The 23,141-nt window shown below is 55.7% G+C and carries 19 protein-coding genes; 7 read left to right on the forward strand and 12 right to left on the reverse strand.

Annotated elements, in window-relative coordinates:
• Positions 1-40: 40 nt before the first annotated feature.
• The 4 genes from IQ241_RS04180 to IQ241_RS04195 form a co-directional block, all read right to left on the reverse strand.
• A complete protein-coding gene (locus tag IQ241_RS04180) occupies positions 41-1,690 on the reverse strand; it encodes an MBOAT family O-acyltransferase (RefSeq protein ID WP_193905157.1) in 1,650 nt (549 codons plus the stop codon).
• A gap of 52 nt (positions 1,691-1,742) precedes the next feature.
• Positions 1,743-1,988, reverse strand: coding sequence for an acyl carrier protein (locus IQ241_RS04185; protein WP_193905158.1), 246 nt, complete (start codon positions 1,986-1,988; stop codon positions 1,743-1,745).
• Positions 1,985-3,916, reverse strand: a complete 1,932-nt coding sequence (locus IQ241_RS04190; RefSeq protein WP_193905159.1) for an HAD-IIIC family phosphatase — start codon at positions 3,914-3,916, stop codon at positions 1,985-1,987. The genes IQ241_RS04185 and IQ241_RS04190 overlap by 4 nt, the downstream gene beginning before the upstream one ends.
• 107 nt (positions 3,917-4,023) lie before the next feature.
• Positions 4,024-4,860: a helix-turn-helix domain-containing protein gene (locus IQ241_RS04195; RefSeq protein WP_193905160.1), complete on the reverse strand. Its 837-nt coding sequence runs from the start codon at positions 4,858-4,860 to the stop codon at positions 4,024-4,026.
• A 98-nt stretch (positions 4,861-4,958) separates the two neighbouring features.
• Here IQ241_RS04195 and IQ241_RS04200 point away from each other — a divergent pair, with 98 nt between their 5' ends.
• From IQ241_RS04200 to IQ241_RS04210, 3 genes are all read left to right on the forward strand, one after another.
• Positions 4,959-5,339, forward strand: coding sequence for a DUF2834 domain-containing protein (locus IQ241_RS04200; RefSeq protein WP_193905161.1), 381 nt, complete (start codon positions 4,959-4,961; stop codon positions 5,337-5,339).
• 396 nt (positions 5,340-5,735) lie between these two features.
• Positions 5,736-7,622 (forward strand): DUF3747 domain-containing protein, encoded by a 1,887-nt coding sequence (locus IQ241_RS04205; protein ID WP_193905162.1) that lies wholly within the window; start codon positions 5,736-5,738, stop codon positions 7,620-7,622.
• 227 nt (positions 7,623-7,849) lie between these two features.
• Complete coding sequence (locus IQ241_RS04210; protein WP_193905163.1) at positions 7,850-8,347, forward strand: hypothetical protein; 498 nt, start codon at positions 7,850-7,852, stop codon at positions 8,345-8,347.
• A 33-nt stretch (positions 8,348-8,380) separates the two neighbouring features.
• Here the strand turns inward: IQ241_RS04210 and IQ241_RS04215 are convergent, their stop codons facing one another.
• The 6 genes from IQ241_RS04215 to IQ241_RS04240 form a co-directional block, all read right to left on the reverse strand.
• Positions 8,381-9,046 carry a MarC family protein gene (locus IQ241_RS04215; protein ID WP_193905164.1) on the reverse strand — a complete coding sequence of 222 codons (666 nt, stop codon included), beginning with the start codon at positions 9,044-9,046 and terminating at the stop codon, positions 8,381-8,383.
• 54 nt (positions 9,047-9,100) lie between these two features.
• Positions 9,101-9,817 (reverse strand): ABC transporter ATP-binding protein, encoded by a 717-nt coding sequence (locus IQ241_RS04220; protein WP_193905165.1) that lies wholly within the window; start codon positions 9,815-9,817, stop codon positions 9,101-9,103.
• A gap of 3 nt (positions 9,818-9,820) precedes the next feature.
• Complete coding sequence (locus tag IQ241_RS04225; protein WP_193905166.1) at positions 9,821-11,032, reverse strand: ABC transporter permease; 1,212 nt, start codon at positions 11,030-11,032, stop codon at positions 9,821-9,823.
• 29 nt (positions 11,033-11,061) lie between these two features.
• Positions 11,062-11,841, reverse strand: a complete 780-nt coding sequence (locus tag IQ241_RS04230; RefSeq protein ID WP_193905167.1) for a DUF4058 family protein — start codon at positions 11,839-11,841, stop codon at positions 11,062-11,064.
• Positions 11,842-11,992: 151 nt separating this feature from the next.
• On the reverse strand, positions 11,993-12,514 hold the full coding sequence (locus IQ241_RS04235) for a hypothetical protein (protein WP_193905168.1): 522 nt from the start codon (positions 12,512-12,514) through the stop codon (positions 11,993-11,995).
• A 1,111-nt stretch (positions 12,515-13,625) separates the two neighbouring features.
• Complete coding sequence (locus IQ241_RS04240; protein WP_193905169.1) at positions 13,626-14,966, reverse strand: efflux RND transporter periplasmic adaptor subunit; 1,341 nt, start codon at positions 14,964-14,966, stop codon at positions 13,626-13,628.
• 124 nt (positions 14,967-15,090) lie between these two features.
• Between IQ241_RS04240 and IQ241_RS04245 the strand changes: the two genes are divergently transcribed.
• On the forward strand, positions 15,091-16,185 hold the full coding sequence (locus IQ241_RS04245; RefSeq protein ID WP_193905170.1) for a Gfo/Idh/MocA family protein: 1,095 nt from the start codon (positions 15,091-15,093) through the stop codon (positions 16,183-16,185).
• A gap of 77 nt (positions 16,186-16,262) precedes the next feature.
• Here the strand turns inward: IQ241_RS04245 and IQ241_RS04250 are convergent, their stop codons facing one another.
• Entirely contained in the window at positions 16,263-17,447 is a 1,185-nt protein-coding gene (locus tag IQ241_RS04250) for an NAD(P)H-quinone oxidoreductase subunit H (RefSeq protein WP_193905171.1), read from the reverse strand.
• 77 nt (positions 17,448-17,524) lie between these two features.
• Here IQ241_RS04250 and rsmH point away from each other — a divergent pair, with 77 nt between their 5' ends.
• From rsmH to IQ241_RS04265, 3 genes are all read left to right on the forward strand, one after another.
• A complete protein-coding gene (rsmH, locus tag IQ241_RS04255; protein ID WP_193905172.1) occupies positions 17,525-18,430 on the forward strand; it encodes a 16S rRNA (cytosine(1402)-N(4))-methyltransferase RsmH in 906 nt (301 codons plus the stop codon).
• Between the two features lie 139 nt (positions 18,431-18,569).
• On the forward strand, positions 18,570-20,276 hold the full coding sequence (locus IQ241_RS04260) for a SpoIIE family protein phosphatase (protein ID WP_193905173.1): 1,707 nt from the start codon (positions 18,570-18,572) through the stop codon (positions 20,274-20,276).
• A complete protein-coding gene (locus IQ241_RS04265) occupies positions 20,273-20,710 on the forward strand; it encodes an ATP-binding protein (RefSeq protein WP_193905174.1) in 438 nt (145 codons plus the stop codon). Before IQ241_RS04260 ends, IQ241_RS04265 begins: the two co-directional genes overlap by 4 nt.
• Here the strand turns inward: IQ241_RS04265 and IQ241_RS04270 are convergent.
• A complete protein-coding gene (locus IQ241_RS04270; RefSeq protein WP_193905175.1) occupies positions 20,698-23,124 on the reverse strand; it encodes a heavy metal translocating P-type ATPase in 2,427 nt (808 codons plus the stop codon). The two genes, IQ241_RS04265 and IQ241_RS04270, sit on opposite strands and share 13 nt — an antisense overlap.
• Positions 23,125-23,141 lie beyond the last annotated feature (17 nt).

Genomic DNA, 23,141 nt, shown 5'->3' on the forward strand with positions numbered 1-23,141 from the left:
TTCGGCGGTTTGCATAGACATGACGATAACCCGTCAGCCATCAAAACTGAAAATAGATGAACTCGCTGACGTTAGAGAGGTTCAATACGCTGATCACCATCAAAGAAACGGTAAACAATGCCCAGCTGTGGGTGGGATGCCACTCAAATCGATCTAACCAAATCAGCCATTTTGGACGCTGCGCTAGCGCAGCGCGATGATCGTAGCCCAGCCCAGGTTCATAGTGGGCCATCCATTGCTGTGTATTGGGAAAAAACAGGGCGACGATAAACAGCAGTAAAATCAGTCCTAGCCCAACCGCGGCCTGCTCTAGCAAAGCGTTATGGAACATGCCATCGAACCTAAAGCCAAAGGCTTTCAACACCGACAGCTTGCCCTCTAGGGAAGGCGGAACCGAAATGCCGCGGAATCCAAACATCGAGCTCAGCATGCTAATTCCCGCACCGGCGTTAACGGCTCGGAAGAACACTAAAGAAGCGATCCAGGCGACTAGGGTGACCAGCTGTCCCAGCCGTTGCTCATACCAGCTCACCTGCTTCAAATTGCGGCCAAACTTTTTCTGTAGCATATGCCAGCCGTGATTGAGGGTCAGATAGCTGCCGTTTAGCAAGCCAAAGATCATGTATTGCCAGCCGGCACCGTGCCAGATGCCGGCCAGCAGCATGGTCACCAGGGTTGGTACGGCTACCAGTTCGGCAAAAGCCGCAGGGCTGCCGACACCTCGCTTAATCAATGCTTTACCTTGCTGCAGTCGCCGTCGCGACATAAACAAAGCAATGGGATTATAAAGATACCGGGTCAAAAACCGGGTTAGGGTCATATGCCACCTGGCCCAGAAGTCAATGATATTGAACGCCTTATAGGGCGAATTGAAATTGAGCGGCAGCTTAATCCCAAACATCCGAGCTGCACCGATGGCCATATCGGAATAGCCCGAAAAGTCAAAATAAATTTGCAGGCTATAGGCTAGAGCACCAATCCAAGCTTCAGAAAAAGTGAGGGGAATGCCCTGTTCAGCGGCGCTGAAGATTGGAGAAGCATAGAGTGAAATCTGGTCAGCAAAGATCACCTTTTTGAATAGGCCAATAAAAAAAATAGTGAGCCCAACTGACAAATCCTCGTGTTTGAACAGAAAAGTAGAGCGCTTTGAAAACTGAGGCAGCATCTCCTGATGATTGACGATCGGCCCGGCGATCAGCTGAGGGAAAAATGAGACAAATAGGCAGTAGTCTAAAAAGCGCTCGCCCTGAGTTTCGCCTTCAAATGAGTCAACCAGATAGGCAATCTGCTGGAAGGTATAGAAGGAAATTCCTAAGGGTAGGATAATATTTTGCAGCGGTAGGGAAGTCCCCACAGCCTGGTTGACGTTGCCAAGAAAGAAATCAAAATATTTATAATAGCCAATCAGCCCGAGATTAAAGAGGACGCCTACCCACAGGATTAGCTTACCCTTTCGCTCTTGCTCAGCGACGAAAGCCCTGTTCAAAGCGACGCTCAGCCCATAGTTAATCGCAATCGACAGCAGCAGCAGAATCAGATAGGGCGGATTCCACCAGGCGTAAAAAAACAAAGATGCGGCGACCAACCAGACAATGGGCCAGCGCTTATTGCCCAACCGATTGAGCCCATAGAAAAGAGCGACGGAAATCGGTAGAAAGAGGAATATGAATTCGTAAGAATTAAACAGCATTGCCTTTCCAGGTTAGAGCTAATCTGGCTGGTCTACGGAGAAGGTAAATGAATTACTTACTGAGCTTGAGGCCAATTAAATCGACAAACTCGCCTACGTTTTGTAGCTTGGCTACCTCAGAAGTCTTGAACTTAACGCCAAACTCCTGTTCGGCCCCGAGCACAAGGTTGATATGATTTAGCGAATCCCAGCCGTCAATATCTTTGGCTGTCGTACCGTCTTCAATTTCTATATCGTCATCGTCAAAAATATCTTGAAAGATGGGGACGAGCTGCGCGTAGATATCTTCTCGGCTCATGCTGACTCCTTACTGTCAAATGAAGACTGGATAAATGTTTTTGTGGGCTTAAATTTTTTCAGTTCTAAACACCACAGGCTGTGAACGATCCCGCTATCGTCAGTATCTTCGGACAGCAGGGTAAATCCTAACCGCAAATAGTGTTCGCGCACCATGCTATTTTTGGGCGTGCTGATGTATTCTCCTACAAGCCGGTCGTAGCCCTGTCCGCAAGCGTAGGTCGCTAAAAGATTGAGGACTTCATGCTCAACCTGCCTGCCCAGCACCCGGCAGCTCATCAGCCAGGTATCGATTTTGAGGGACTGCCGATCGCCGGCCTGCTCAGGTCTGGCAATAATGACGCTGATCAGACCGTTGTCGCCAAAGCTGTCTTTCAGGCGTACATGCCAGGTAAGGATATCTGAATCCTGGCTCATTTGCCTCACCTGCGCTTCCGTATAGCGACGGGTGGTCAGGTTAAACTGATTGCTCTTGTTAATGAGCTGCGTTACCCGGGGAATCGAGACCGCGTCCCAGGGGGCAACGCTCATGGTCATCTCTAGCTGGGCCAGAAAGCCGTCGATGCTCTGGGTTTTCTGCTGGAGCGTCTGGCGCTGACGGTTGGCCAAGTACTGCTCGGTTCTGAGTCGATCGTCAGCGGAAAAACTGACGGTCTCAAAGTAGCCCGCATCGGAGAGACAGCGGCTATACCAGGCGGCATCGTCAGGAACTTCAGGCACCGCTACCGCAGGCTCGTACTTGCGCACAATTCCCCGCTCGACCGGATTATCATCGAAAAAGACCAGGGAATCTAGCCCAATATTCAGGTCGGCGGCAATCCGACGAATATTCGTTGCCTTATCCTCCCAGTTGGAGACAAAGATAGAAATGTCGTCCCGGCGCAGCAGCATTTCTGGATGGTGAAAAAAGGGTTCTAAGGCCGTCTCTTCATTGTTTTTGGAACATACCGCCAGAATGATACCTCTTTCCTTCAGCAACTTTACATAGGCCTGAAAGGACTGATAGGCTTCACCGACGCCGCTGCCCTGACCCAGCACGATCCCCTCTAAGCCATCGTCACCAATCACGCCCCCCCAGAGGGTGTTATCTAGGTCAAGCACCAAGCACTTGCGCGACAGCCCGCGGATAGCGGTTAAAACGCGGCCGACGGAGTCGCCGTAGAGTGGCGCATAGATGGGCGAAACATCCTGCTTGGCATGGTGCCAGAGGGGAGCGTCGCACCAGCTTTGTTTGCCGACGGCTGAGGCCAGGCGATCGATCTCGATCAGGGTAGTTTTGTGGCGGGCCGCGTGCGATCGCAGGCGCTGATTGAGCTGAGTCAGAATGTTAGCAGGCGAGGCTGGAACCAGCGCATCATACTGACCAAAGACCTGCTCTACCGGAACAACCATCGTCTGATGCAGGGTCACCGCCTGCAGCTGTCCGGTGATGACTTCCCAGAGCCCGGCCCATTCCTCAACCCGGGCGGCAATCCGGTCTTGCAGTTCATTCTCACCAGCCCCCAAGGGCAGATGAATACCCGCTTCGGCGGCGTTAAGGGCCAGTAGCACCGCATCTGGCGCAAACTGATACAGCGCTGAAGCCGGATTCAAAATCTCCTGCCGGTACTGACCATAGGGCGCTAGATAGAGGTCGGCGATCAGACCGCGCCGCAGCGCCGCGACTCGGATGGATGGAATGAGATGATCGGCCGTGGCAGAGGCTAGGATAGCTAACCGGATACTCGGCAGCCCCATTGCTTTGGAATCGATCTGCTTGTACAGCGACTGGAGACGGCGGTCGAGGCGGATGGTTTGGGTAAAGTCGAGATTGTGCTTGGCGATCGCGCCCAGGGCCTGAAGCTGCTCGTAGGGATCGTCATGCGCCTTTGCCGCACTCATCTCTGCTTTGAACTGGGAAGGCTGAGTGAGCCAGTAAAGATCGTGCATGGGATTGATCAAATGCCATCAGGCTCAATTCTGCCACGCGCCTGATTGGAGTGGGAAGGATTGATGTCGTTTCTATAGAGCAGCTTTATAAAAGCTTAACGGCTTTATCAACTCTCCCCCTGGTGCAAACTCTGCATATCCTGTTCGGTCGATGGATTGGCTGGAAACATACTTTCGATCCGCAGCTCTTGGAGGGTGATGTCGTAGGGTGTCCCCAGGGTGGTGATCGTCGTAAAAAAGCTCAGGCAACGGTTAGCTTTGCTGAAATCTACGGTGAGCAGCGGCAGATTCCAGTCTGGAGCGGGAAGTGACTGGCTTACCGCGGCAGGAAAGTCAGCGAGCAGTTTTTTGAAAACGGCTTCATTGGGCTGACCGGGGCCAGCCTGGCTTTCTCGACGCAGACGCTGGATCAGATGGGGCGCGATCGCGTCCCAATTGGCAACGTAGGGTTTGAGTCCCTGCGGATCGAGCATCAGTTGCATTAAATTGAGCGGCTGAGCTGGCGAAGTCAGCGTTGTCCCCTCAAGCAGCCAGTCCATCAGGCGAGTGGCGGCCTGATTGGCCTGGACCAGCTGCCAATAGCGGTCTATCACAAAGGCGGGATAGGGTTCCTGCTGACGCAGCATAAACGCGATCGCCTGACGAACCGGAGCCATCTCTGCCGCAGCCAGGTCTAGTTCTGAGTAAACCGGCTCAAACCCGGCGGTCGTGAGTAGCTTGTTTTGCTCCCGTAAAGAAATTTCCAGGACTGCTGCGAGACGCTTGACCATCGTACGGGTGGGCTGAGCCCGGCCCGATTCTAAAAAGCTGATATGTCGCTGAGAAACGTCGCTGGCCAGAGAAAGCGACAGCTGGCTATGCCCGCGCTGATTACGCCAGTATTTGAGCGCTTGACCAAAGGTATTAACTGACTGGGGAGCAGCCTGCTCGAAAGCTTGGAACATCCTAAACCTCGCCGATACAGAACTCGATTACCTGTCAGGTAATTGATTCTATTATGTCTAGTCGCCACAATCGGGGTGTACTTTACAAGCACTGAACTATGCAACCTACTCAACTCTCTGCCTCTGCTCAGGCAAGGTCGTTCAACCTGAGGACAGTCTATCTATTGCTTGCTCTGGTCGGAGCCATCCTACCCTGGGTGGTTTGCTTTGAATATCTGCAACAGGGGAACATTTCAATTCACACGTTTTTTTCGCAGGCCCTGACCAATAGCGTTTCGTCCACGTTTGTCGCTGACCTACTGTTTTCAGAAGCAGTCTTTTTCTGCTTTGCGTTCGTGGAGCTGAAGCGATTGGGAATTTCTCGAATCTGGTTAGCTGCTTATATCACTTTAGGGTTAACGGTAGGACTCTGCTGTTCGCTGCCGCTCTTTCTCTATATGCGAGAGGGATTTATGCATACAGAGGCCGTAGAAAATTGACTGAAGCACTTTGACAATCTGACTTCAAAGCATCAAACCTGACATCGCCAAAATTTCTGCAATAAGAGCAGCAGCCTAGTGACAGGCTGCTGCTCTCGCTTTTGAATGCAGCCCCGACCTGTTTTGATTCACATTTTTACGACTTTGTCAAGCAAAGCCGTGGAGTATTTCAGGAAGATGTGACAAAACAAAAGGAGTCACATAAGATAAATCCGCCAATACAGAAAAGCCCCTCAATAAAGTTCTGTCGCCCCAGACGCATCAGGACCTGCTATAGTCCTATCCTAAAATGCGAGCGCTCTGCTTATCACGGTATAGGCAGTACGCCAGCGGGTTCACTGTTTAGGCTGTCAAAAACCAAATCTGACTCTACCCACTATGCCAATCGCCGGGGACATGAAATCTGCTATTTGCCAACTGACGGCGCTGACAACCGCTATTTTAGGAAGCGCGATCGCGGTTACAGAAGCCTCAGCTGGCCAGTTTGGGCAGCAGGCGATTGACTCAGGCCAGATTGTGGCGGTGGCTGAACCGGTTGACGATGGGCGCTTTTATCAGCTGCTGCTGCTTCAGCAGCTGAGCGACGAGCGCGACTGCTGGCGCGAGCAGACCGGTACGCCAACGACGATCGAGCCCTTGCTGCTGGCATTTGACTTCAGCGGTATCTGCGGTCGGAGTGGAGACAGCAACGGCTACTCCTTGCGGATTGGCGGCGAGGATTTTAACAGCCGCTATCGGCTGGAGGTGGTGCAGCGAGGCGATGACCTGGTGCTATTAGCGCGGCCTGGCAGGCTAACGTCGCGGAGTCAGAACCTGCCAACTTTGGAGCTGGGCCGCAGCCAGGGGAGCGCTATGGATTTCGTCAAGCTGGAGCTTAATCCTAGCTGGCAGCTGACGCGGCGGACTTACAACGGCCAGCCCCTGGGGCATATTTACGTCACCAGCGATCAGAGTTTTGAGACGGTCGCCCAGGCCGCGGTGGGGACGGCGATACCAGGGACAAGTTCAGCCAGCGCTGGCTCGGTCTCGGCAGACCCAACCCTGGTCGCCGGCATCGGTGGCATTGCACCGTCAACATTGATCGCGCAGCGCCGACTGCCGCGAACCCGGGAGCCGCTGCCGACACCGCCAGACCGGGATGACTCACCGGGGCGTAATCCCAGGGAGCGGGACGATGTTTACTACCAGGTGGTTGTACCTAGCAGCTCCGCGATCTTGCGGCGGCGGGTGCAGGCGGTTGAGCCTAGAGCATTTCAGACGACGCTGGATGGCCAGCAGGTCATGCAGGTAGGGCTTTTTCAGGATGAGGCCAGTGCTGAAGCGCTGCGGGCTCGCCTAGTTCAGGCCAATCTCAATGCTCGGGTGGTGCAGGGTCGGGGCGCGATCGCGGCTCCGCCAACGCCGCCAACCGCTCCCGCTACGCCGAGTCCAGCACCCAGACGCCCGACCTCGCCGTCGGCCCAGGCCTACTATCAAGTCATTGTTCCGAATACGCGACCAGATACCCTGAACCGCGTCAGAGCAATTGAGTCGAGTGCATTTCGGGCTACCGTGAACGGGCAGTCTGTGGTCCAGGTCGGGATATTTCGCGAGCAGGCTCGGGCTGAGCTGATTCGCGATCGGCTCTCTCAGGCCAACCTGTCTCCTCAAATTATTACGAGCAGCACACCCCCTTCAGCGGGACCGCCGCCGGTCGCATCCACGCCTCGCACCCCCAGCCCGTCGATTCCTCGCCCTCGCCAGGGCCAGCTGACCGTCGTCATTGACCCGGGACACGGCGGCCGCGACCCCGGCGCGATTGGCATCGGCGGCCTGCGGGAAAAAGATATCAATATTTTTGTCAGCCGGCGAGTTCAAGAACGGCTCGCAGACCGGGGCATTCAAGCGCTGCTCACCCGCTCTAGCGACGTGGAAATTGACCTAGAGCCGCGAGTTGACTTTGCTGACCGGGCCAATGCCGATATCTTTGTCAGCATTCATGCCAATGCCATTAGCCTCAGCCGACCCGAAGTCAACGGGCTAGAAACCTACTATTACTCCTCGGGGTTGCGGCTGGCCCAGACGATTCATAACACTGTTTTGCGGGAGACCGATATCCGCGATCGCGGCGTTCGGCAGGCCCGTTTTTACGTTCTGCGGAATACCTCTATGCCAGCCGTGCTGGTCGAGACGGGTTTTGTGACGGGTAGTGAAGATGCGGCCCGGTTCAGGAATGACTCTGAGCTGAGAGATCTGGCAGACGCGATCGCCGATGGCATTCTGCAATACCTCGGGGTGCAATAGTAAGCGTGGCCAGCAAGACTACCTGACTTGGTCAAGCTGTACGACTGAGCTTTCGTAAACGACTTCACCGTCAGGTGGCTGAGCTTGAGCGGGAACAAATCTCAATCGAAGCAACCCGCTACGGTACTTTCAGAAAACGGTTGCATGGGACTAAAATTTTCAAACCCTAACCGCCATTCATGACTGAAATGCGGGCATTCTCTAAAGAGTCCTCAGCCGCACCTGCTATGAACAATCCGCCAGCCCAGTCTGACCAGCCCAAGCCTGATCTGACTGAACGCATTTTAGAACGGGTCCACCCGGAAGTCAGAGCGACCTTCAGCCAGGCCCAGGTGGAAGCGCTGCGGACGGCTTTGGGCAATCGCATCGATAAAAAACACGCTGTTGACCTGCGCCTGTCTGTACCGCTGCCGGGCCGGAGCATCTACTGCGTCCTGCTGGCCGGAGCTGAGGGGCGATCGCACGACCGGCTGAAGCAGGAGGCCAACGTGCTTTTAGTCCCGGCGACCTTGCTAGCAAGTATTCTACTCGGCATCGGTGCCATTGCTGGACTGGTGCAGCTGAAGCAGTCTCAGCTCTTTGCCGCCCCCGACCCGGCAGCGGAAGAAGATACCTTTCATCCCACCCAAATTCCCTTTAAGACCAATCAGGCAGACTGTGAGGCCAGCGGTCGCCAGTGGGAAGACGAGAAATGCCTAGACTACGAGCATAATCCCGATTTTTAGACCGAAAGTTTGAGCCCAATTTTCGGAAAGATTTCACAACTTGGGATTGAGCGAGATCACCCAGTCCGCTAGCCCGTTAAGAATGAGCTGTACACCGATCGCCATCACAAACAGGCCCAGCAGCCGACTCAGGGCCTGAATGCCGCCTGCCCCCAGCCATTTGAGCAGCAGAGTCGAGGAGCGCAGGGCCAGAAAGATCACCAGCCCGATCAGTCCGATGGCCAGGGCTACGGCTCCCAGATTGCGTACGGTCGCGACCGAAAATCCTCGCCCTGCCTGGGCGGCCAGCCCCAGCGTCACCGCAATCGACCCCGGCCCCGCCAGCAGCGGCAGCGTCATCGGCATAAAGGTAATGTCTTTATGCTCGCCCGCGCGGTGGACGGCAGCTTCGTTTTCTAAGTTAGACAGTTTCGGCTCCGAGTTCATCGTGTGCCAGGCCGCATGGAAGACAACGATGCCGCCGGCAATGCGCACCACTTCTAGGGAGACGCCAAAGAAGCGCAGGACGCTGCCGCCAATCAGCAGCGACAGCACCAGCAGCAAGATTACATTGAGCGCAATCTTCCAGGCATACCGCCGCCGAAGCGCTGGGGGAACCCCTGCCGTCAGCACCAGGAAAATTGGCACACTGCCAATCGGGTCAATCACGGGAAAGAGCGCCGCGATGCTGGCAAGGACGAAATCGACGAATGGCTTCATGGAGTAGCCCAGCTTCCAACAGGATCTACAGTATCCCGAGTTGCCCGAGTTGCTCTAGGTGAAAAAGGCGGTCTGCCGCATATCTTCAGGAGACATATGGTCGTTCAAGACCTGACCGTCGCGAAACCAGATGACGCGATGGGTGAGCTGGGCCACTTCGGGTTCGTGGGTGACCATGACCACCGTGATGCCTTCGGCATTGAGCTGTTCAAAAATGGCCATCACGTCTTTAGTCGTCTGAGTATCCAGGGCACCGGTGGGCTCGTCGGCCAGGATGAGTAAAGGCTGGTTGACGATCGCGCGGGCGATCGCGACTCGCTGCTGCTGTCCCCCCGAAAGCTGGTTAGGCCGATTGTGCAGCCGCTGCCCCAGCCCGACCTGAGTTAACGCCTCAGCGGCACGTTCATTACGCACGGCACTCGAAATACCGGCATAGACCATCGGCAGGCTGACGTTGTCCAGCGCGGTCAGCTGCGGCAGTAGATGAAACTGCTGGAACACAAAGCCAATTTTACGATTGCGGATTAGCGCCAAATCGGCCTCACCCAGCTGGCCCACGTCCTGCCCGTCAAAGAAATATTCTCCCGAGCTGGGCCGATCGAGGCAGCCAATCATATTCATGGCGGTGGACTTGCCGGAGCCTGAGGGACCCATGATCGAGCAGTATTCGCCCGGCGCGATCGCCATGCTCACCTGCCAAAGCGCCTTGACTTCGGTATTACCCGAGCCGTAGACCTTGGAGAGGTTCTGAAAGCGAATCAGGTCTGGCATGGGTTAGGCGCTCCGCAGGGCAACAATCGGGTCGAGTCTGGCGGCCTGACGGGCAGGCACCACGCCAAAAAACAGGCCGATCCCACCGGAAACGCCGACCGCGACTAAGACCGCGCTGGTCGAAACCCCAGCTTCAAAGGGCGATAGGACGCTAATTACTAAAATACTGCTGGCTCCGAGGGCCGTACCGATTAGGCCGCCCAGGGCAGAGAGGATAATCGCTTCAATCAAAAATTGCACCAGGATATCCTGCTGAGACGCGCCAATCGCCTTGCGCAGGCCGATTTCCTGGGTGCGCTCCCGGACTGAGACCAGCATGATATTCATAATCCCAATGCCGCCGACGACCAGGGAAATGCTCGCGATCGCGGCCAGCATCAGCGTCAGCGCCCCGGTGACGGTATCGGCAATCTCTAGCAAGGTGTCCTGACTATTAATGAAAAAGTCATCTCCGCCATGCCGCAGCCGCAGCAGGTTAGTGATTTGAAATTCTGCCGTATCCATACTCTCCTGGCTGTTGGCAGAAACTGAAATGAAGCTAACCTCAATCCCATAGGGAGAGGTGCGCCCGACAATGCGGCTGGCCAAGGTCGTAATTGGAATCATCACCGAGTCGTCATAGTTCAGCCCTAAGCTTGACCCCTTCTGCTCTAAGACGCCGACCACGTCGAAGGTAATGCCCCTAATCCGAACCTGCTTTCCCAAGGCCGCTTCCCCTTCAAACAGGCGCTCGGCCAGCTGGTTGCCCAGCACCACTACTAGGCTATTCCGACGCTGGTCAAGCGGCGTCAGGAACCGCCCCTTCTCAACTTCAAAGCTGCGCACGGTCAAAAAGTCTTCGGTCGTGCCCACAATGGTTGAATTCGTATTCCGATTGCGGTAGCTGACCACGCCCTGAGTGCTATTTTCGGGCGCGACGGCTTTTACCGAAGGAACCTGAGTCGCGATCGCTTCGGCATCGGCCACTACCAGATTACGCGGTACTTCTAAGCCGCCCAGTTCCCGCGTCTCACGACTGCCTGGAATGATAAACAGCACGTTTGGCCCCAGGCTTTGCAGCTGGCCGTTGATAAACTGCTGTGCGCCTTCACCCAGGCCGACCATGGCAATTACAGAGGCATTGCCGATGATGATTCCCAGCATCGTCAGGCTGCTGCGCAGCTTATTGGCCGCGAGGGTCTTGGCCGCCATTTTGAAACTTTCGGTAAAATCCATTGGGTTAGTGTGGGTTTAGTGCGATTTGCTCAGGGTGATTCGGCGCTATGGGTAGATAAATGCTGTTTGGCCCAGACTGATGCAGCTGAGGATAGGGGTGGTACGGCAGCTGCTGAGTAGTCGAGCTTGAGGTCGTAGGCACCGCGATCGTAAATCTGATTCAACAGTGCTTTGAGGTTAACGGTGGGCTCGCTATCTCCCTCGGCTAACGGCAAAGCAAACAGAGGGACAGCGTCCTGCAAATTGAAGGTATACAGATCGGCAACGGGTCGCACTTCGCTACGGCTGACTAAAATACAGTAGTGCTGCTGATCTTCGTCCATCAGTATCGGCATCGGTTTCCACGCTCGCAGCAGATCGATTTCTACCAGGTGAGTATTGCTGGATAGAATGCGCTCTCGCTTGGTCAGGTAGGTCTGCCGTCCCTGGCCGGGTCGTTTATTGACAGGGGAAAGAAGTTCTATGGCTGCAACGACCGACCGAGTGGCCACCTCTCGAATTTCTAAGTACCCCTGACGGACGCTTTCAGGCATCGGCAGCCTGACCGAAATCGGCTGACTTGCGGGCTCTGCTACAGAGAGCGTCGTTCCTACTCGGTCAGAGCGCTGGACTACGGCATCGGGAATATCCACCAGTAGGGCCTGTTCTCCAGCCGTTTTGTACATTCGAACTTCAATGGACACCGCATACTTAGGTCGGAGAATTGGCGTTAGCAACTCAGCCAGGGCCGAAATCAGCAGCAGATGAACGCCCGGCCAGATTTCGGGATGCTCGAGGTAGGGATCCATGCCAGGAAAGGGAGAAGGCATCCGCGGGGCTGATCAATCCTTTTTCTAGAGTAGCGAAAATTGAAAGAAGCTGGACTGCAATCCTGGCAGGCTCTAAGCAAAGGTTAGGAACGCTCGTGGCTGAAAGTGAGATTTTCTAAAGGTAAGCCGAAGGGTTTGTTTGATCGTTCGATTATTCGGTGGTTGACTCTGATGGAGTTACATTAGTTGGTGTATCATCTAAAGATTCGCCATCAGACGAATTATTCGATTCTGCTTCCGACTGTTCTTCGATATTACTAATATTGTCATTAGATTCTGTTGGAACAATGTCAAACAAGTACCAAGAACCACCCTCATTTGCTAAAACCAGCATGGCTTCCTCACCCTGTTCGTTACCAATAGAAGCAACTACCGGAATTCTTGCTTGGTTTTCAGCAATCTGCCTTTCACCAGATGTGGCTAAATTGGCATAGCTTTGCAATACTAAGTCAACAACCTCAGAGTCTTGCTCAGAAATGTTGCAGAAAAACAGAGCAAGCTCTTCGCTGTTCCCTCTACAGAAGCTTTGAATCTTAGATAGATCTCTATCAGCGGCTGCTTGAGATATTTGACTTACGGCATTTTCAGGTGTTAGTCCTGAATCCTGGGCAGAGGTGATGGTTGCTGCTGGTACTAGAATGGCAGTGACTGTTGCAATCGCTAATTTTCTCATCTTCTTCTCCAAATATCCTCAATCAAAAATTACACGTCAACTAATCGCAAGCAACCTCTTCACGCGGTCCTATAATATATCCCGCGACACCTCGTGCTGATATACCTGTACCTTTTCCAGTTACATAAGCTGTATTCCAGTTGGTTCCTTCAATTCGGATGGTTTCAGAAACGTATTGCGTTGGCGGCGAGTATGTCGATGGTCGAACGTTATACGACTCTTCAACAGGAACAAAGAAAATGTTTCGGCGTCGTACATCTACACGCATTTCTAGCCGGTTTAATGGATAAAGCGTAGACGGTCTTATCCGATAGTTGACTCTTGTTGCTCCTTCTGCTCTGTTAATAGTGCAACTGAGCAGAAGTTCTCCAAGCGGGGATCGATTACTAGCGCTGTAGATAGTCGTCGATCTCGTACCTGCACTAGATGGAGAAGCAAACGCTACAGGAAGCGCAGCAGTCAACAATCCTATAGCGGTCAGCCTTTTCAGTGATTTCATTACTTTGCTTTTGAAGCATGATTCTATAGATTCAAAATTGCATACCTATATCAAAATAGTCTCTATCTAAAGTGCAAGAAAGCTCTCTAAGCTAACTGTCTTCTTCCGGAGAAATATATTCAACGTCTAAGTTTCTTTGATATATTCGATCGTGTATTAATCTAAGGATCCAATAGAGTGGGTCGAGATTTCTGGCTGTCTGCGAACTATCTTTAGTTCGAAAAGTTTCTGCAACCACATCATTGGTGAGTTGTTGTTTCAGAAACGCTTCAGCACATAAAGAATACCAAATGTTCTTTCCGTGTATAGTTAAAACCCAAGCTAACCCAGTGCCTGAAAGTATAAGCAGTACTGTAATTAAATCCATGTTGCTGCGCCAATGATTTCTTAAATCTTATCTTAGCGAAAGATTAGTGATCTTAGCTGGCTGACTGATAAAAGTTGAGAGAGAAGTCTCTGAAACGGTTAATAGTAAGGGAATGGAGTGACTAAAGAGAAGGGCGGGGAACCAGCCTTCTAAGATCTATCTACAAGTGCACGTCAATCCTATCTCCAGAGTAGCGAAAATTTTGATCAGCATATCTAAGTCCTGACCAGCTTCATCAAGCGGAATTACGATCGCTCCCGACCAAAAGTAAGATTTTCTAGCCGCTGACCCGGCGGCAGGTCAATGAAAACGCGATCGCCCGCCTCCAGCCCGTCTAAAACCTGAATCTGGTCGCCCACCTGCGGCCCCAGCGTCACCGGCACAAACTCGACCCGATTATCTTCGCCAGGGACTAAAACGCCGGTCTCACCAGACTGGGTAATGATCGAAACGGCGGGCACAACCAGCGCATCGTCGAGCTGATCACCGAGGAAGGCAACCGTTACGTTCATATTAGAGCGCAGCCGGTCTTCCCCGGTGATCAGCCGAATTCGCACCTGGAAGACGGTGACGTTCTGCCGCTCGATGGCTTCGGGAGCAATCAGCCGCACCGCGCCCTCGAACAGCTGTTCAGGGAAGGCATCGGCCTGAATTTCGACCGCCTGTCCGATCTGAATCCGGCTGATGTCGGCCTCGGGAACTTCAGCCACAACCTCCAAGCCATCCGCGATCGCAATAATCGCCGTCGAGGTCGCCGATGACGCTTCAGAAGCCGACGTCGTTGGCGTCACAAAAGCCCCCTCTGTGGCAAACTTCTGAGTCACAATTCCGCCAAAGGGAGCGCGAATAATCGTATCTTCGACCTGGGTTTGAATCGCCTGAAGCCGTCCCTGAGCCTGGCGAACCCGTGCCTGAGCCTGATCCAGGTCTTCTGGATCTGGATCGTTGCGGAGGTCAGCCAGCCGCTGCTCAGCTTCGGCCACCCGGGACTGGGTCTGTTCCAGGTTAGCCCGAGCGCTCCGAACTTCGCTGACGGCCCGGTCTAGTTCGTTTTGCGCGATCGCGCCCTGGTCAGCCAGCTGCTGATTGCGGTTCAGATCCTCATTGGCTAAATCCAGCCGGGCGCGGGCATCGCGCACCTGGGCTTCGACCGCGGCTAGGTTGGCTTCGGCTTGGGCCACGTCAGTCGGGGTAGAGCCCTGCTGCACGTCTCGCAGGGCCGCCTCAGCTTCGGCTAAACTGCCCCGGTTTTGGACGATCTGAGCCTCTAGCTCATCGCTCCGCATCCGGGCGACAATCTGCCCCGCCTGTACCCTATCCCCTTGCTCAACGTAGAGCTCTTCGACGATTCCCGCCGCTTTAGGACTGAGGTTGACGGTGCGGATGGGTTCAACATCGCCGCTTGCCGTAATTCGTACAGTGATTCCTTCTGCGGCAACCGGGACGGTGAGTTCGGCCACATCGTAGGGGGCCGGACGGCGCAGGATGAAGAACGCGATCGCGCCAGCACCCAGCAGTCCGACAACGATTAGCCCAATCAGCCAGGGCCGAGGACGCTTGAGTTTTCCGATCAGGGGCAGATGCATTTAGCGCAAAATTGGGAAGAAAGGGAGGTTCCCCTAATCCAGGATAAAGACTTTCACAGTGACCGTCAGGCGGGCATGTGCCTGTAACCTGGAGAAACGAGAAATTGACGGATCAGAAACGAAGATGACTCAGGCTTCTATCGGCGTAGCAGTAGTCGGCACCGGCTTTGGCCAGAAGGTTCATATTCCTGGGCTACAGGCCCATCATCGGACTGAGGTGACAGCGGTGTACCATCGCGATCGCGCCCAGGCCGAGAAGATTGCTCAGGAATACGGCATCCCTCACCCCTGCAATTCCCTGGCAGAAATTCTGTCGCTCGACGCGGTTCAGGCCGTCACCGTGGCCACACCGCCGTTTCTCCATGCTGAAATGGCAACGGCAGTGCTGGAAGCGGGTAAGCACCTGCTGCTAGAAAAGCCAATGACGCTCCGGGCCGCAGAGACCGAACAGCTGGCCGCGCTAGCCCAGCGGCAGGGCGTGGTTGCTGTACCCGACTTTGAATTTCGCTTCATTCCCGCCTGGCAGGGGTTTGCGGAGCTGCTAGCCGAAGGCTATGTCGGTCAAAAGCGGCTGGTCAAGATCGACTGGCTGGCCTCCAGCCGGGCCAATCCTGAGCGTGCCTGGAACTGGTATGCCCAAAAATCGCGCGGCGGCGGCGCTCTAGGCTCGATCGGCTCCCATATGTTTGACTATGTGGCTTGGCTGTTTGGCCCAGTGCAGCGGCTCCAGGCCCAGCTCAGCACGTCCATTCCAACTCGGCCTGACCCCGCCAGCGGCCAGCAAAAGCCAGTGGATTCCGATGATACCTGCGCTCTGACCCTGCTGCTGGCAGACGGCACGCCCTGCCAGGTGACGCTCAGCGCGGTGGCCTACGCCGGGCGCGGGCACTGGCTGGAGGTATATGGCGATCGCGGTACTCTCGTCCTCGGTAACAGCAGCCAGACGGATTACGTCAACGGCTTTCAGCTGCTGGCTAGCAAAAAAGGCGCCGCCCTAGAACCAGTGCCGATTCCAGAGCAGCTGGCATTTCCTAAAATCTATCAGGACGGACGGATTGCACCTTTCATCCGCGTAGTCGATCACTGGGTCAGCTGCATCGACGCGGGTCGGCCCTCATCGCCTTCCCTCCAGGACGGTTTCTATTCTCAGCTGCTGATGGATTTGACCCACCGATCTCATGAAACCCAGCAGTGGGTCGATGTACCCCGCCGTTCATAGTCAATGGGCGCCAGCAAAAACACGCAGAGCAGGCTCTCACAAGTCCGCTCTGCGCCCAGATTCAAAAGCTAGAAGACCTATCGGTCTACCGAGCCCATAATGATATCGATGCTGCCCAGGATGGCCATAATGTCGGCTACCTTCATCCCCCGCAGCAGATTGGGCAGGATTTGCAGATTGTTAAAGTCGGGCGGACGAATCTTCCAGCGCCAGGGGAAAACATTGTCCTCACCGATAATGAAGATACCCAGCTCGCCCTTGCCCGTCTCAACCCGGACATAGTGCTCGCCCTCGGGAATCTTAAAGGTCGGCGGAATCCTTTTGCCAGCGAACTGATATTCAAAGTCATTCCACTCGGACTTTGGTCCACCTGCCATCCGCTTGGCTTCCAGATTTTCAAAGGGGCCGCCGGGAATCATATCCAGCGCCTGATAGAGAATCTTCACCGATTCGCGCATTTCCCGGATGCGGACGATGTAGCGGGCAAAGCAGTCGCCCGCCGTTTCCCACTGCACATCCCAGTCAAAATCGTCGTAGCATTCGTAGTGGTCAACCTTGCGCAGATCCCACTTGACGCCAGAACCGCGCAGCATTGGGCCGGAGCAGCCCCAGCTGATCGCCTCTTCGCGGGTGATGACGCCGATTCCTTCGACCCGGCGGCGGAAGATTGGGTTGTCGGTAATCAGTCGCTCGTATTCGTCTACCTTGGGCAGAAAGTAGTCGCAAAAGTCGCGGCACTTGTCGATCCAGCCGTAGGTCAGGTCGGCAGCGACGCCGCCGATCCGAAAATAGTTATTGTTAATCAGCCGCGCCCCGGAAACCGCTTCCCACAGGTCGTAAATCATCTCCCGTTCGCGGAAGATGTAGAAAAAGGGCGTCTGGGCTCCGACGTCGGCGAGGAAGGGACCCAGCCAGAGCAGGTGATTGGCAATGCGGTTGAGCTCTAGCATGATCACGCGGATGTAGCTAGCCCGCTTGGGCACTTCGATATCGGCCAGCTGCTCGGGCGCATTGACCGTAATCGCCTCGTTAAACATGCCCGCCGCATAGTCCCACCGGCTGACGTAGGGCACAAACATCACGTTGGTACGGGCTTCGGCAATTTTCTCCATGCCGCGATGGAGATAACCAATCACCGGTTCGCAGTCAACGACATCTTCTCCGTCTAGGGTAACGATGAGTCGCAAAACCCCGTGCATAGAGGGGTGATGCGGACCCATGTTGATTACCATGGGCTCTGTTCTGGTTTCGAGCCTTGTCATTGTTCAGTCAAATTCCTTTACGGTTTTATTCTGATACGTCTACGCTGAAGATTCAACGTCGAAATCTCACTTATTGTATGGTATCGCCTGAAGTTTTGTCTGAGGAAGGAAACCCGCCTTTTTCCCATGTTCCAGTCCTGAGTCAGCCGGTGATTGCGGCCCTTCAGCCTCAGCCGGGCGGGCGGTATCTGGATGCGACAGTAGGCGGCGCCGGCCACAGCCGCCTGATTTTGCAGGCCGTCCCGACTGGTGAAATTAAGCTAGTCGCGATTGACCGAGATGGGGCGGCCCTGGCAGCGGCGCAGGAGCGGCTGGCGGCATTTAGCGATCGCGTTTCCTTCTGGCGCGGCAATTTCGCCGAGTATGCGCCCGGCAGCCTAAAATTCGACGGCATTCTAGCCGATTTAGGCGTTAGCTCGGCCCATCTCGACCAGGCCGAACGCGGCTTTAGCTTTCGCCAGTCGGCAAGCTTAGATATGCGGATGGATCAGCGGCAGGCGTTGACCGCAGCTGAAATCGTCAACCACTGGGAAGAAAAGGCCCTGGCGGATACCTTCTACCAGTACGGTGAGGAACGGCTGTCGCGACGGATTGCCCGGCGCATCGTCGAGCAGCGACCGTTTCAGACCACCGTAGAACTGGCCGACGCGATCGCCTACAGCGTCCCGGCCAAATACCGCCACGGTCGAATTCATCCCGCTACCCGAGTCTTTCAGGCCCTGCGGATTGCTGTCAATCAGGAGCTGGCCGGGCTAGAAACCTTTTTAGCAAAAGCGCCGGACTGGCTCAGGCCGGGCGGACGCCTGGTTGTGATCAGCTTTCACAGCTTGGAAGATCGGATCGTCAAACATACCCTGCGGGGCGACGAGCGCATTCAAGTGATCACCAAAAAGCCAATCGTCGCAACGTCAGCAGAAATTTCGGAGAATCCGCGATCACGCTCAGCTAAGCTCAGGATTGGCGAACGCAAGCCGCCTGAGTAGCCCTCTGAAGGAATCAAGTGGAATTGTTGATTGCGACCGCGTCCAGCGGGTTCAGACTGGGTATATTACAGGTACCCTTTACCCAAAGCCTGGGTAAAGGGGCCTCGTTCAGCTCTAGCAAAACCCGGCGAAAAGCTCAATGTCTCTTGATGCAGTAGAAAAACTTCGACTGCTTGTCGTCGATGACGAGCCCGATAATCTAGACCTCCTCCAGCGCACCTTTCGGCGAGACTTTGACGTCTTTGCAGCCAAGAGCGCAGCCGAGGCGCTCGACTGGCTCGATCAGAACGGTGAAGCCGCCATCATTATTTCCGATCAGCGGATGCCGCTGATGAACGGGACGGAATTTCTCAGCCGCACGGTCGAGCGTTTTCCTGACACGATTCGGATTGTGCTGACTGGCTACACCGACGCCGAAGATCTGGTCGATGCGATCAATGCCGGTAAAGTTTTCAAATACATTACCAAGCCCTGGAATCCCCAGCAGCTCAAGGGCGTCGTGCAGCAGGCGGCCGAAACCTACCGGGTGATTAAGCAGCGTACCCGTACTCTGAGGCGCGCTCTGCAGCAGGAGTCAATCATCAATTCGGTGATGACGGCTATTCGGGGTTCTCTGGACTACGAAAGCACCCTCCAGACCGTAGTTCAGGCATTGGGAGAAACCTTCAGCGCCGATCTGGCCGTGCTCTACTCGGCAGAACTGCTCCGAGCCAATGGATCTGCGGGTAACGCCTCCGTCAATACGGCGGGCCTGTTTACCTATTGCCGAACCAGCAATGAAGCCCCGACCATGGCCCACTGCCTAAACCCCGATCTGCCTGCAAGACAGCATTCAGATTTCGCAGTCACCTCTGAGCAGATTCTGCTAGATCAGCAGCCCGCGCTTAAGCTGACAGCCCCCTTTGTCTCTCAAGATGCCGACCTGGCCACAATCTGTCTGTATAAGCGAGGCGAAGACCCGCATTGGATTAAGGACACCTCCGGGTTACTCGCTAGCGTTTCTGAACAGGTTGCCTTAGCCATTTCTCAGGCCAAGCTGTACCAACAAATTCAGCAGCAAACGACGCAGATGCGGGCTGAGCTAGAGGTAGCCCGACAAATTCAAAATAACCTGCTGCACCAGCACTGGCCCGAGGTGCCCGGCATCAAAATTCAGGCCCGCTGTCAGCCCGCACGGCAGGTCGGCGGCGATTTCTATGAGGTGTTTGTCCAGCCTCAGGGAGATATCTGGCTTGCGGTTGGCGACGTTTCGGGTAAGGGCGTGCCAGCGGCGCTGTTTATGGCGAGCGCTATCTCCGTGCTGCGGCGCGAGCTGTCACAGCAGTCGCCAGAGCCCGACAGCGTGATGCGCAATCTCAATCAGAGTCTGCTAGACGACCTAGTTACCAACAATTGCTTCATCACCATGGTACTGGCTCGCTATAGCTATCGCACCCATCGGCTAGTCTACGCCAATGCTGGCCACGTCTATCCGGTAGTCTGGCCCCACTACCAGCTGGCACAGCAGCGAGGAGCAACAGGGACAGCGGCAGTTTCCCCCACCTACTTGGATGTGCGGGGCGTTCCGCTGGGAATTCTACCCGAGTGGAAGGCGACTGCCGGGGAGCTCCAGCTCTCTCTAGGAGATGTTTTGCTGCTCACGAGCGACGGCATCACAGAAGCCAGCCTGCCAGCTAAAAACGGTCATGACGATGGGACAATGCTCAATCAGGTCGGGCTATGGCAGCTGATTCAGGAGCAGCCGACGCCCCTGGATCTCGATCGACTGCTGTCCCATATCCATCAGCCTGCCGGTGAACAGGAAGACGACCAAACGATTTTGTCACTGGAGTTGATGCCGCGATGAAGACTGAGTTAATCGTTCCTAGTGACCTGAAATTTTTGTCCGTAGTCGAAAACTGGCTGCTAGAGTCGCTCAAGCTGGAAGTCAATGAGAAAGTGGACTGGTCCGAGATTGAAAAGGGGCTGCGGCTGGTGATTGTGGAAGTCTATTCAAATACTGTGCGCCATGCCCACCAGGGCAAGACGGAGATACCTGTCCTGTTCCGTATTGAGCTTAAAGATCAGAACCTGTCCTTGGAAATTTGGGATCAGGGTGAGGGCTTTAGTCTGGAAGAATATGTTCCCCCCGAGCCGACTAATTTCCAGGAAGGGGGCTATGGCTGGCTGATTTTGCATCGAATTATGGATACGGTAGAGTATCGGCTCAGGGTTGGGGGAGAGCAGAATTGTCTCAGGATGGGCAAGGAGCTGGTCCCCCGGGTCAGCTACCCGCGTTGAGTCAGCGTCTGGCGCGGCTGCCAGCGCAGCAGCAGCGAATTTAGCACAACCGTAATCGAGCTAAGGGCCATTAGCCCTCCGGCAAAGCCAGGATTGAGCGCAAGGCCAAAGGCTGGCAGCAGTGCCCCAGCCGCGATTGGGATGCAGACTAAGTTATAGGCAAAGGCCCAAGCCAGATTCTGCCGAATTTTGTTGAAGGTCGCCCGGCTCAGCGAGATGGCGGCTAGTACATCGGTCAGCGAGTTCTGCATCAGCACAATGTCGGCGGTCTCCATTGCCACTTCGGTGCCGGAGTTGAGAGCAATACCCACATCGGCCTGGGCCAGAGCCGGAGCATCGTTGATGCCGTCGCCGACCAAGCCCACTCGCTGACCGCTTTTTTGCAGGGTTGCGATCGCGCTCACCTTGTCCGCTGGGCTCACCTCCGCCTGAATCTGACCCGGGGCTAAATTCAGCTGCTGCCCAATCGCCAGCGCTGCGGCCTGCCGATCGCCGCTCAGCATTCGCACGTCTAAACCCATTGCCTGCAAAGCCGCCAGAGTTTCAGCCGCTTCTGGCCGGAGCGCATCGGCCACTGCGAGCAGGCCGACCACCCGCTCGTCTATCGCCACAAAAACGACGCTCCGGCCGGACTGCATCATCGCCTCTGCTGGCTCCCAGACCGTTGGCTCTGGGGAGATCGCCAGTTTGAGGTAGTCCTGACTTCCCAATCGGACTGTCCTGTCCTGCTTGTCCATCGTCACCGTAGCGGCAGCACCCAGCCCCGCATCGGTTTGGAAATCCTGCGCCGGTAGCAACGTTAGCGACTGGGCCTCAGCCGCCGCTTGAATCGCCTGAGCCAGCGGATGGCGGGTGCCCTGCTCAACCGTCGCCGCAATTTGCAAAAGCTGCTCGGCGCTGAGGTCGGCTACCAGCGGCAGACAGTCCGTCACCTCGGGCTGGCCGCGAGTCAGCGTTCCGGTTTTGTCAAAGACCAGCGTATCCAGGCCGTGGACCGCCTCCAGCACGTCGCCACCACGGATCAGCAGTCCGCGTTCGGCCCCCAACCCCGAGCCGACTAAAATTGCGGTCGGCGTCGCCAGTCCCAACGCACAGGGGCAGGCAATCACGACAACCGCGATCGCTAGCTTTAGGCTAACCAGCAGCGTTGAAGCCGTCTGGGTCATTTGATGGCCCTGATGCCAATGTCCCAGCGCCGTATGCAGCACCGCTGGCCACAGCGGCAGCCCCACCCAGTACCAGAACAGAAAGGTCAGCAGCGATAGGGCCAGCACGCCGTAGGTAAAGTAGCCCGAAATCCGGTCGGCCAGGCCCTGAATCGGGGCTTTGCGGGTCTGGGCTGTTTCCACCAGATGGATCATCTGGGCCAGGGTCGTCTGGTCGCCGGTGCGGCTGACTCGGAGCGCGATCGCGCCCGTCTGGTTCAGCGTCCCTGCTGAAACATCGTCGCCCGGCTGCTTGGTCACCGGTATTGACTCGCCAGTGAGCATCGACTCGTCTACTGTGGTTTGCCCCGTCTCCACCACGCCGTCTACCGGCACTTTTTCACCGGGCAGCACCCGCAGCCATTCCCCCGCCTGTACCTGGCTAGCCGGAATATCGACGCTGGACGACTCGCCTTCGGCCTGGGGATTGGCAATTAGACGGGCCCGGCTGGGCTGGAGAGAAATCAGCGATCGCAGCGCGTCAGCCGCCCGAAACCGCGCTCGCTGCTCCAGCGTTCGCCCCAGCAGAATGAAGCTCAGCAGCATCACCGGCTCGTCAAAAAAACACTCCCAGCCCAGCCCCGGAAACAGCAGCGCCACGCCACTGGTGAGATACGCGCTGAACGCCCCCAGGCTGACCAGCGAATTCATATTCGGTCGCCCCCGCCGCAGCCCCTGCGCCCCGTCTACTAAAATTTCGCGGGCCGGAAAGAGTAGCGTCAGCGTCGCCAGGCCGCAGTGAAAGCCGATGCTGCTGAGTATGGGGACTTCTAGCCAGCCGAAATGCTTGAGATGGCCAATAGTTGAGAGGGCGAGGAGAAGAATCGCGATCGCGATTTTTCCCAGCTGCTGCTGCTGTTCCTGCTGCTTGCGCTCCGCCCAGCTGCGCTCTGCGGATAGAGCAGCTGCCCCGCCTGCCCGCGGCTGACTGGGATAGCCTGCGTCCGTCAGCCCCTGGGCCAGCGCCTGCGGATCGGCCTGCCCTGGCTGATAGTCCACTGCCGCCACCTCGGTGACCAGGTTAACCGTCGCAGAAATGACCCCCGGCTGCTGCTTTAGCTGCTTTTCCACCGCGCTGACGCAGCCTGCACACATCATGCCGCCGACGTCTAAAACTGTCGTTTCAGCCTCTGGGTCAACCTTTGGGGCCGCCTTTAGAGACGCTGCGGGAGCTGCCGCTGCCTGAGGGTCTGGGGCGAGCTGAGTCATGGACGAAAGCCTTAAAT

Origin of the sequence: Vasconcelosia minhoensis LEGE 07310, from assembly GCF_015207255.1 — a bacterium.
In the GTDB taxonomy this organism is placed as follows: domain Bacteria; phylum Cyanobacteriota; class Cyanobacteriia; order Phormidesmidales; family Phormidesmidaceae; genus Vasconcelosia; species Vasconcelosia minhoensis.

Excerpts from the sequence above, each read along its gene's own strand:
- IQ241_RS04180 (WP_193905157.1), bottom strand. The coding sequence starts at position 1,690 with ATGCTGTTTAATTCTTACGAATTCATATTCCTCTTTCTACCGATTTCC.
- IQ241_RS04185 (WP_193905158.1), bottom strand. The coding sequence starts at position 1,988 with ATGAGCCGAGAAGATATCTACGCGCAGCTCGTCCCCATCTTTCAAGAT.
- IQ241_RS04190 (WP_193905159.1), bottom strand. The coding sequence starts at position 3,916 with ATGCACGATCTTTACTGGCTCACTCAGCCTTCCCAGTTCAAAGCAGAG.
- IQ241_RS04195 (WP_193905160.1), bottom strand. The coding sequence starts at position 4,860 with ATGTTCCAAGCTTTCGAGCAGGCTGCTCCCCAGTCAGTTAATACCTTT.
- IQ241_RS04200 (WP_193905161.1), top strand. The coding sequence starts at position 4,959 with ATGCAACCTACTCAACTCTCTGCCTCTGCTCAGGCAAGGTCGTTCAAC.
- IQ241_RS04205 (WP_193905162.1), top strand. The coding sequence starts at position 5,736 with ATGAAATCTGCTATTTGCCAACTGACGGCGCTGACAACCGCTATTTTA.
- IQ241_RS04210 (WP_193905163.1), top strand. The coding sequence starts at position 7,850 with ATGAACAATCCGCCAGCCCAGTCTGACCAGCCCAAGCCTGATCTGACT.
- IQ241_RS04215 (WP_193905164.1), bottom strand. The coding sequence starts at position 9,046 with ATGAAGCCATTCGTCGATTTCGTCCTTGCCAGCATCGCGGCGCTCTTT.
- IQ241_RS04220 (WP_193905165.1), bottom strand. The coding sequence starts at position 9,817 with ATGCCAGACCTGATTCGCTTTCAGAACCTCTCCAAGGTCTACGGCTCG.
- IQ241_RS04225 (WP_193905166.1), bottom strand. The coding sequence starts at position 11,032 with ATGGATTTTACCGAAAGTTTCAAAATGGCGGCCAAGACCCTCGCGGCC.
- IQ241_RS04230 (WP_193905167.1), bottom strand. The coding sequence starts at position 11,841 with ATGCCTTCTCCCTTTCCTGGCATGGATCCCTACCTCGAGCATCCCGAA.
- IQ241_RS04235 (WP_193905168.1), bottom strand. The coding sequence starts at position 12,514 with ATGAGAAAATTAGCGATTGCAACAGTCACTGCCATTCTAGTACCAGCA.
- IQ241_RS04240 (WP_193905169.1), bottom strand. The coding sequence starts at position 14,966 with ATGCATCTGCCCCTGATCGGAAAACTCAAGCGTCCTCGGCCCTGGCTG.
- IQ241_RS04245 (WP_193905170.1), top strand. The coding sequence starts at position 15,091 with ATGACTCAGGCTTCTATCGGCGTAGCAGTAGTCGGCACCGGCTTTGGC.
- IQ241_RS04250 (WP_193905171.1), bottom strand. The coding sequence starts at position 17,447 with ATGACAAGGCTCGAAACCAGAACAGAGCCCATGGTAATCAACATGGGT.
- rsmH (WP_193905172.1), top strand. The coding sequence starts at position 17,525 with ATGGTATCGCCTGAAGTTTTGTCTGAGGAAGGAAACCCGCCTTTTTCC.
- IQ241_RS04260 (WP_193905173.1), top strand. The coding sequence starts at position 18,570 with ATGTCTCTTGATGCAGTAGAAAAACTTCGACTGCTTGTCGTCGATGAC.
- IQ241_RS04265 (WP_193905174.1), top strand. The coding sequence starts at position 20,273 with ATGAAGACTGAGTTAATCGTTCCTAGTGACCTGAAATTTTTGTCCGTA.
- IQ241_RS04270 (WP_193905175.1), bottom strand. The coding sequence starts at position 23,124 with ATGACTCAGCTCGCCCCAGACCCTCAGGCAGCGGCAGCTCCCGCAGCG.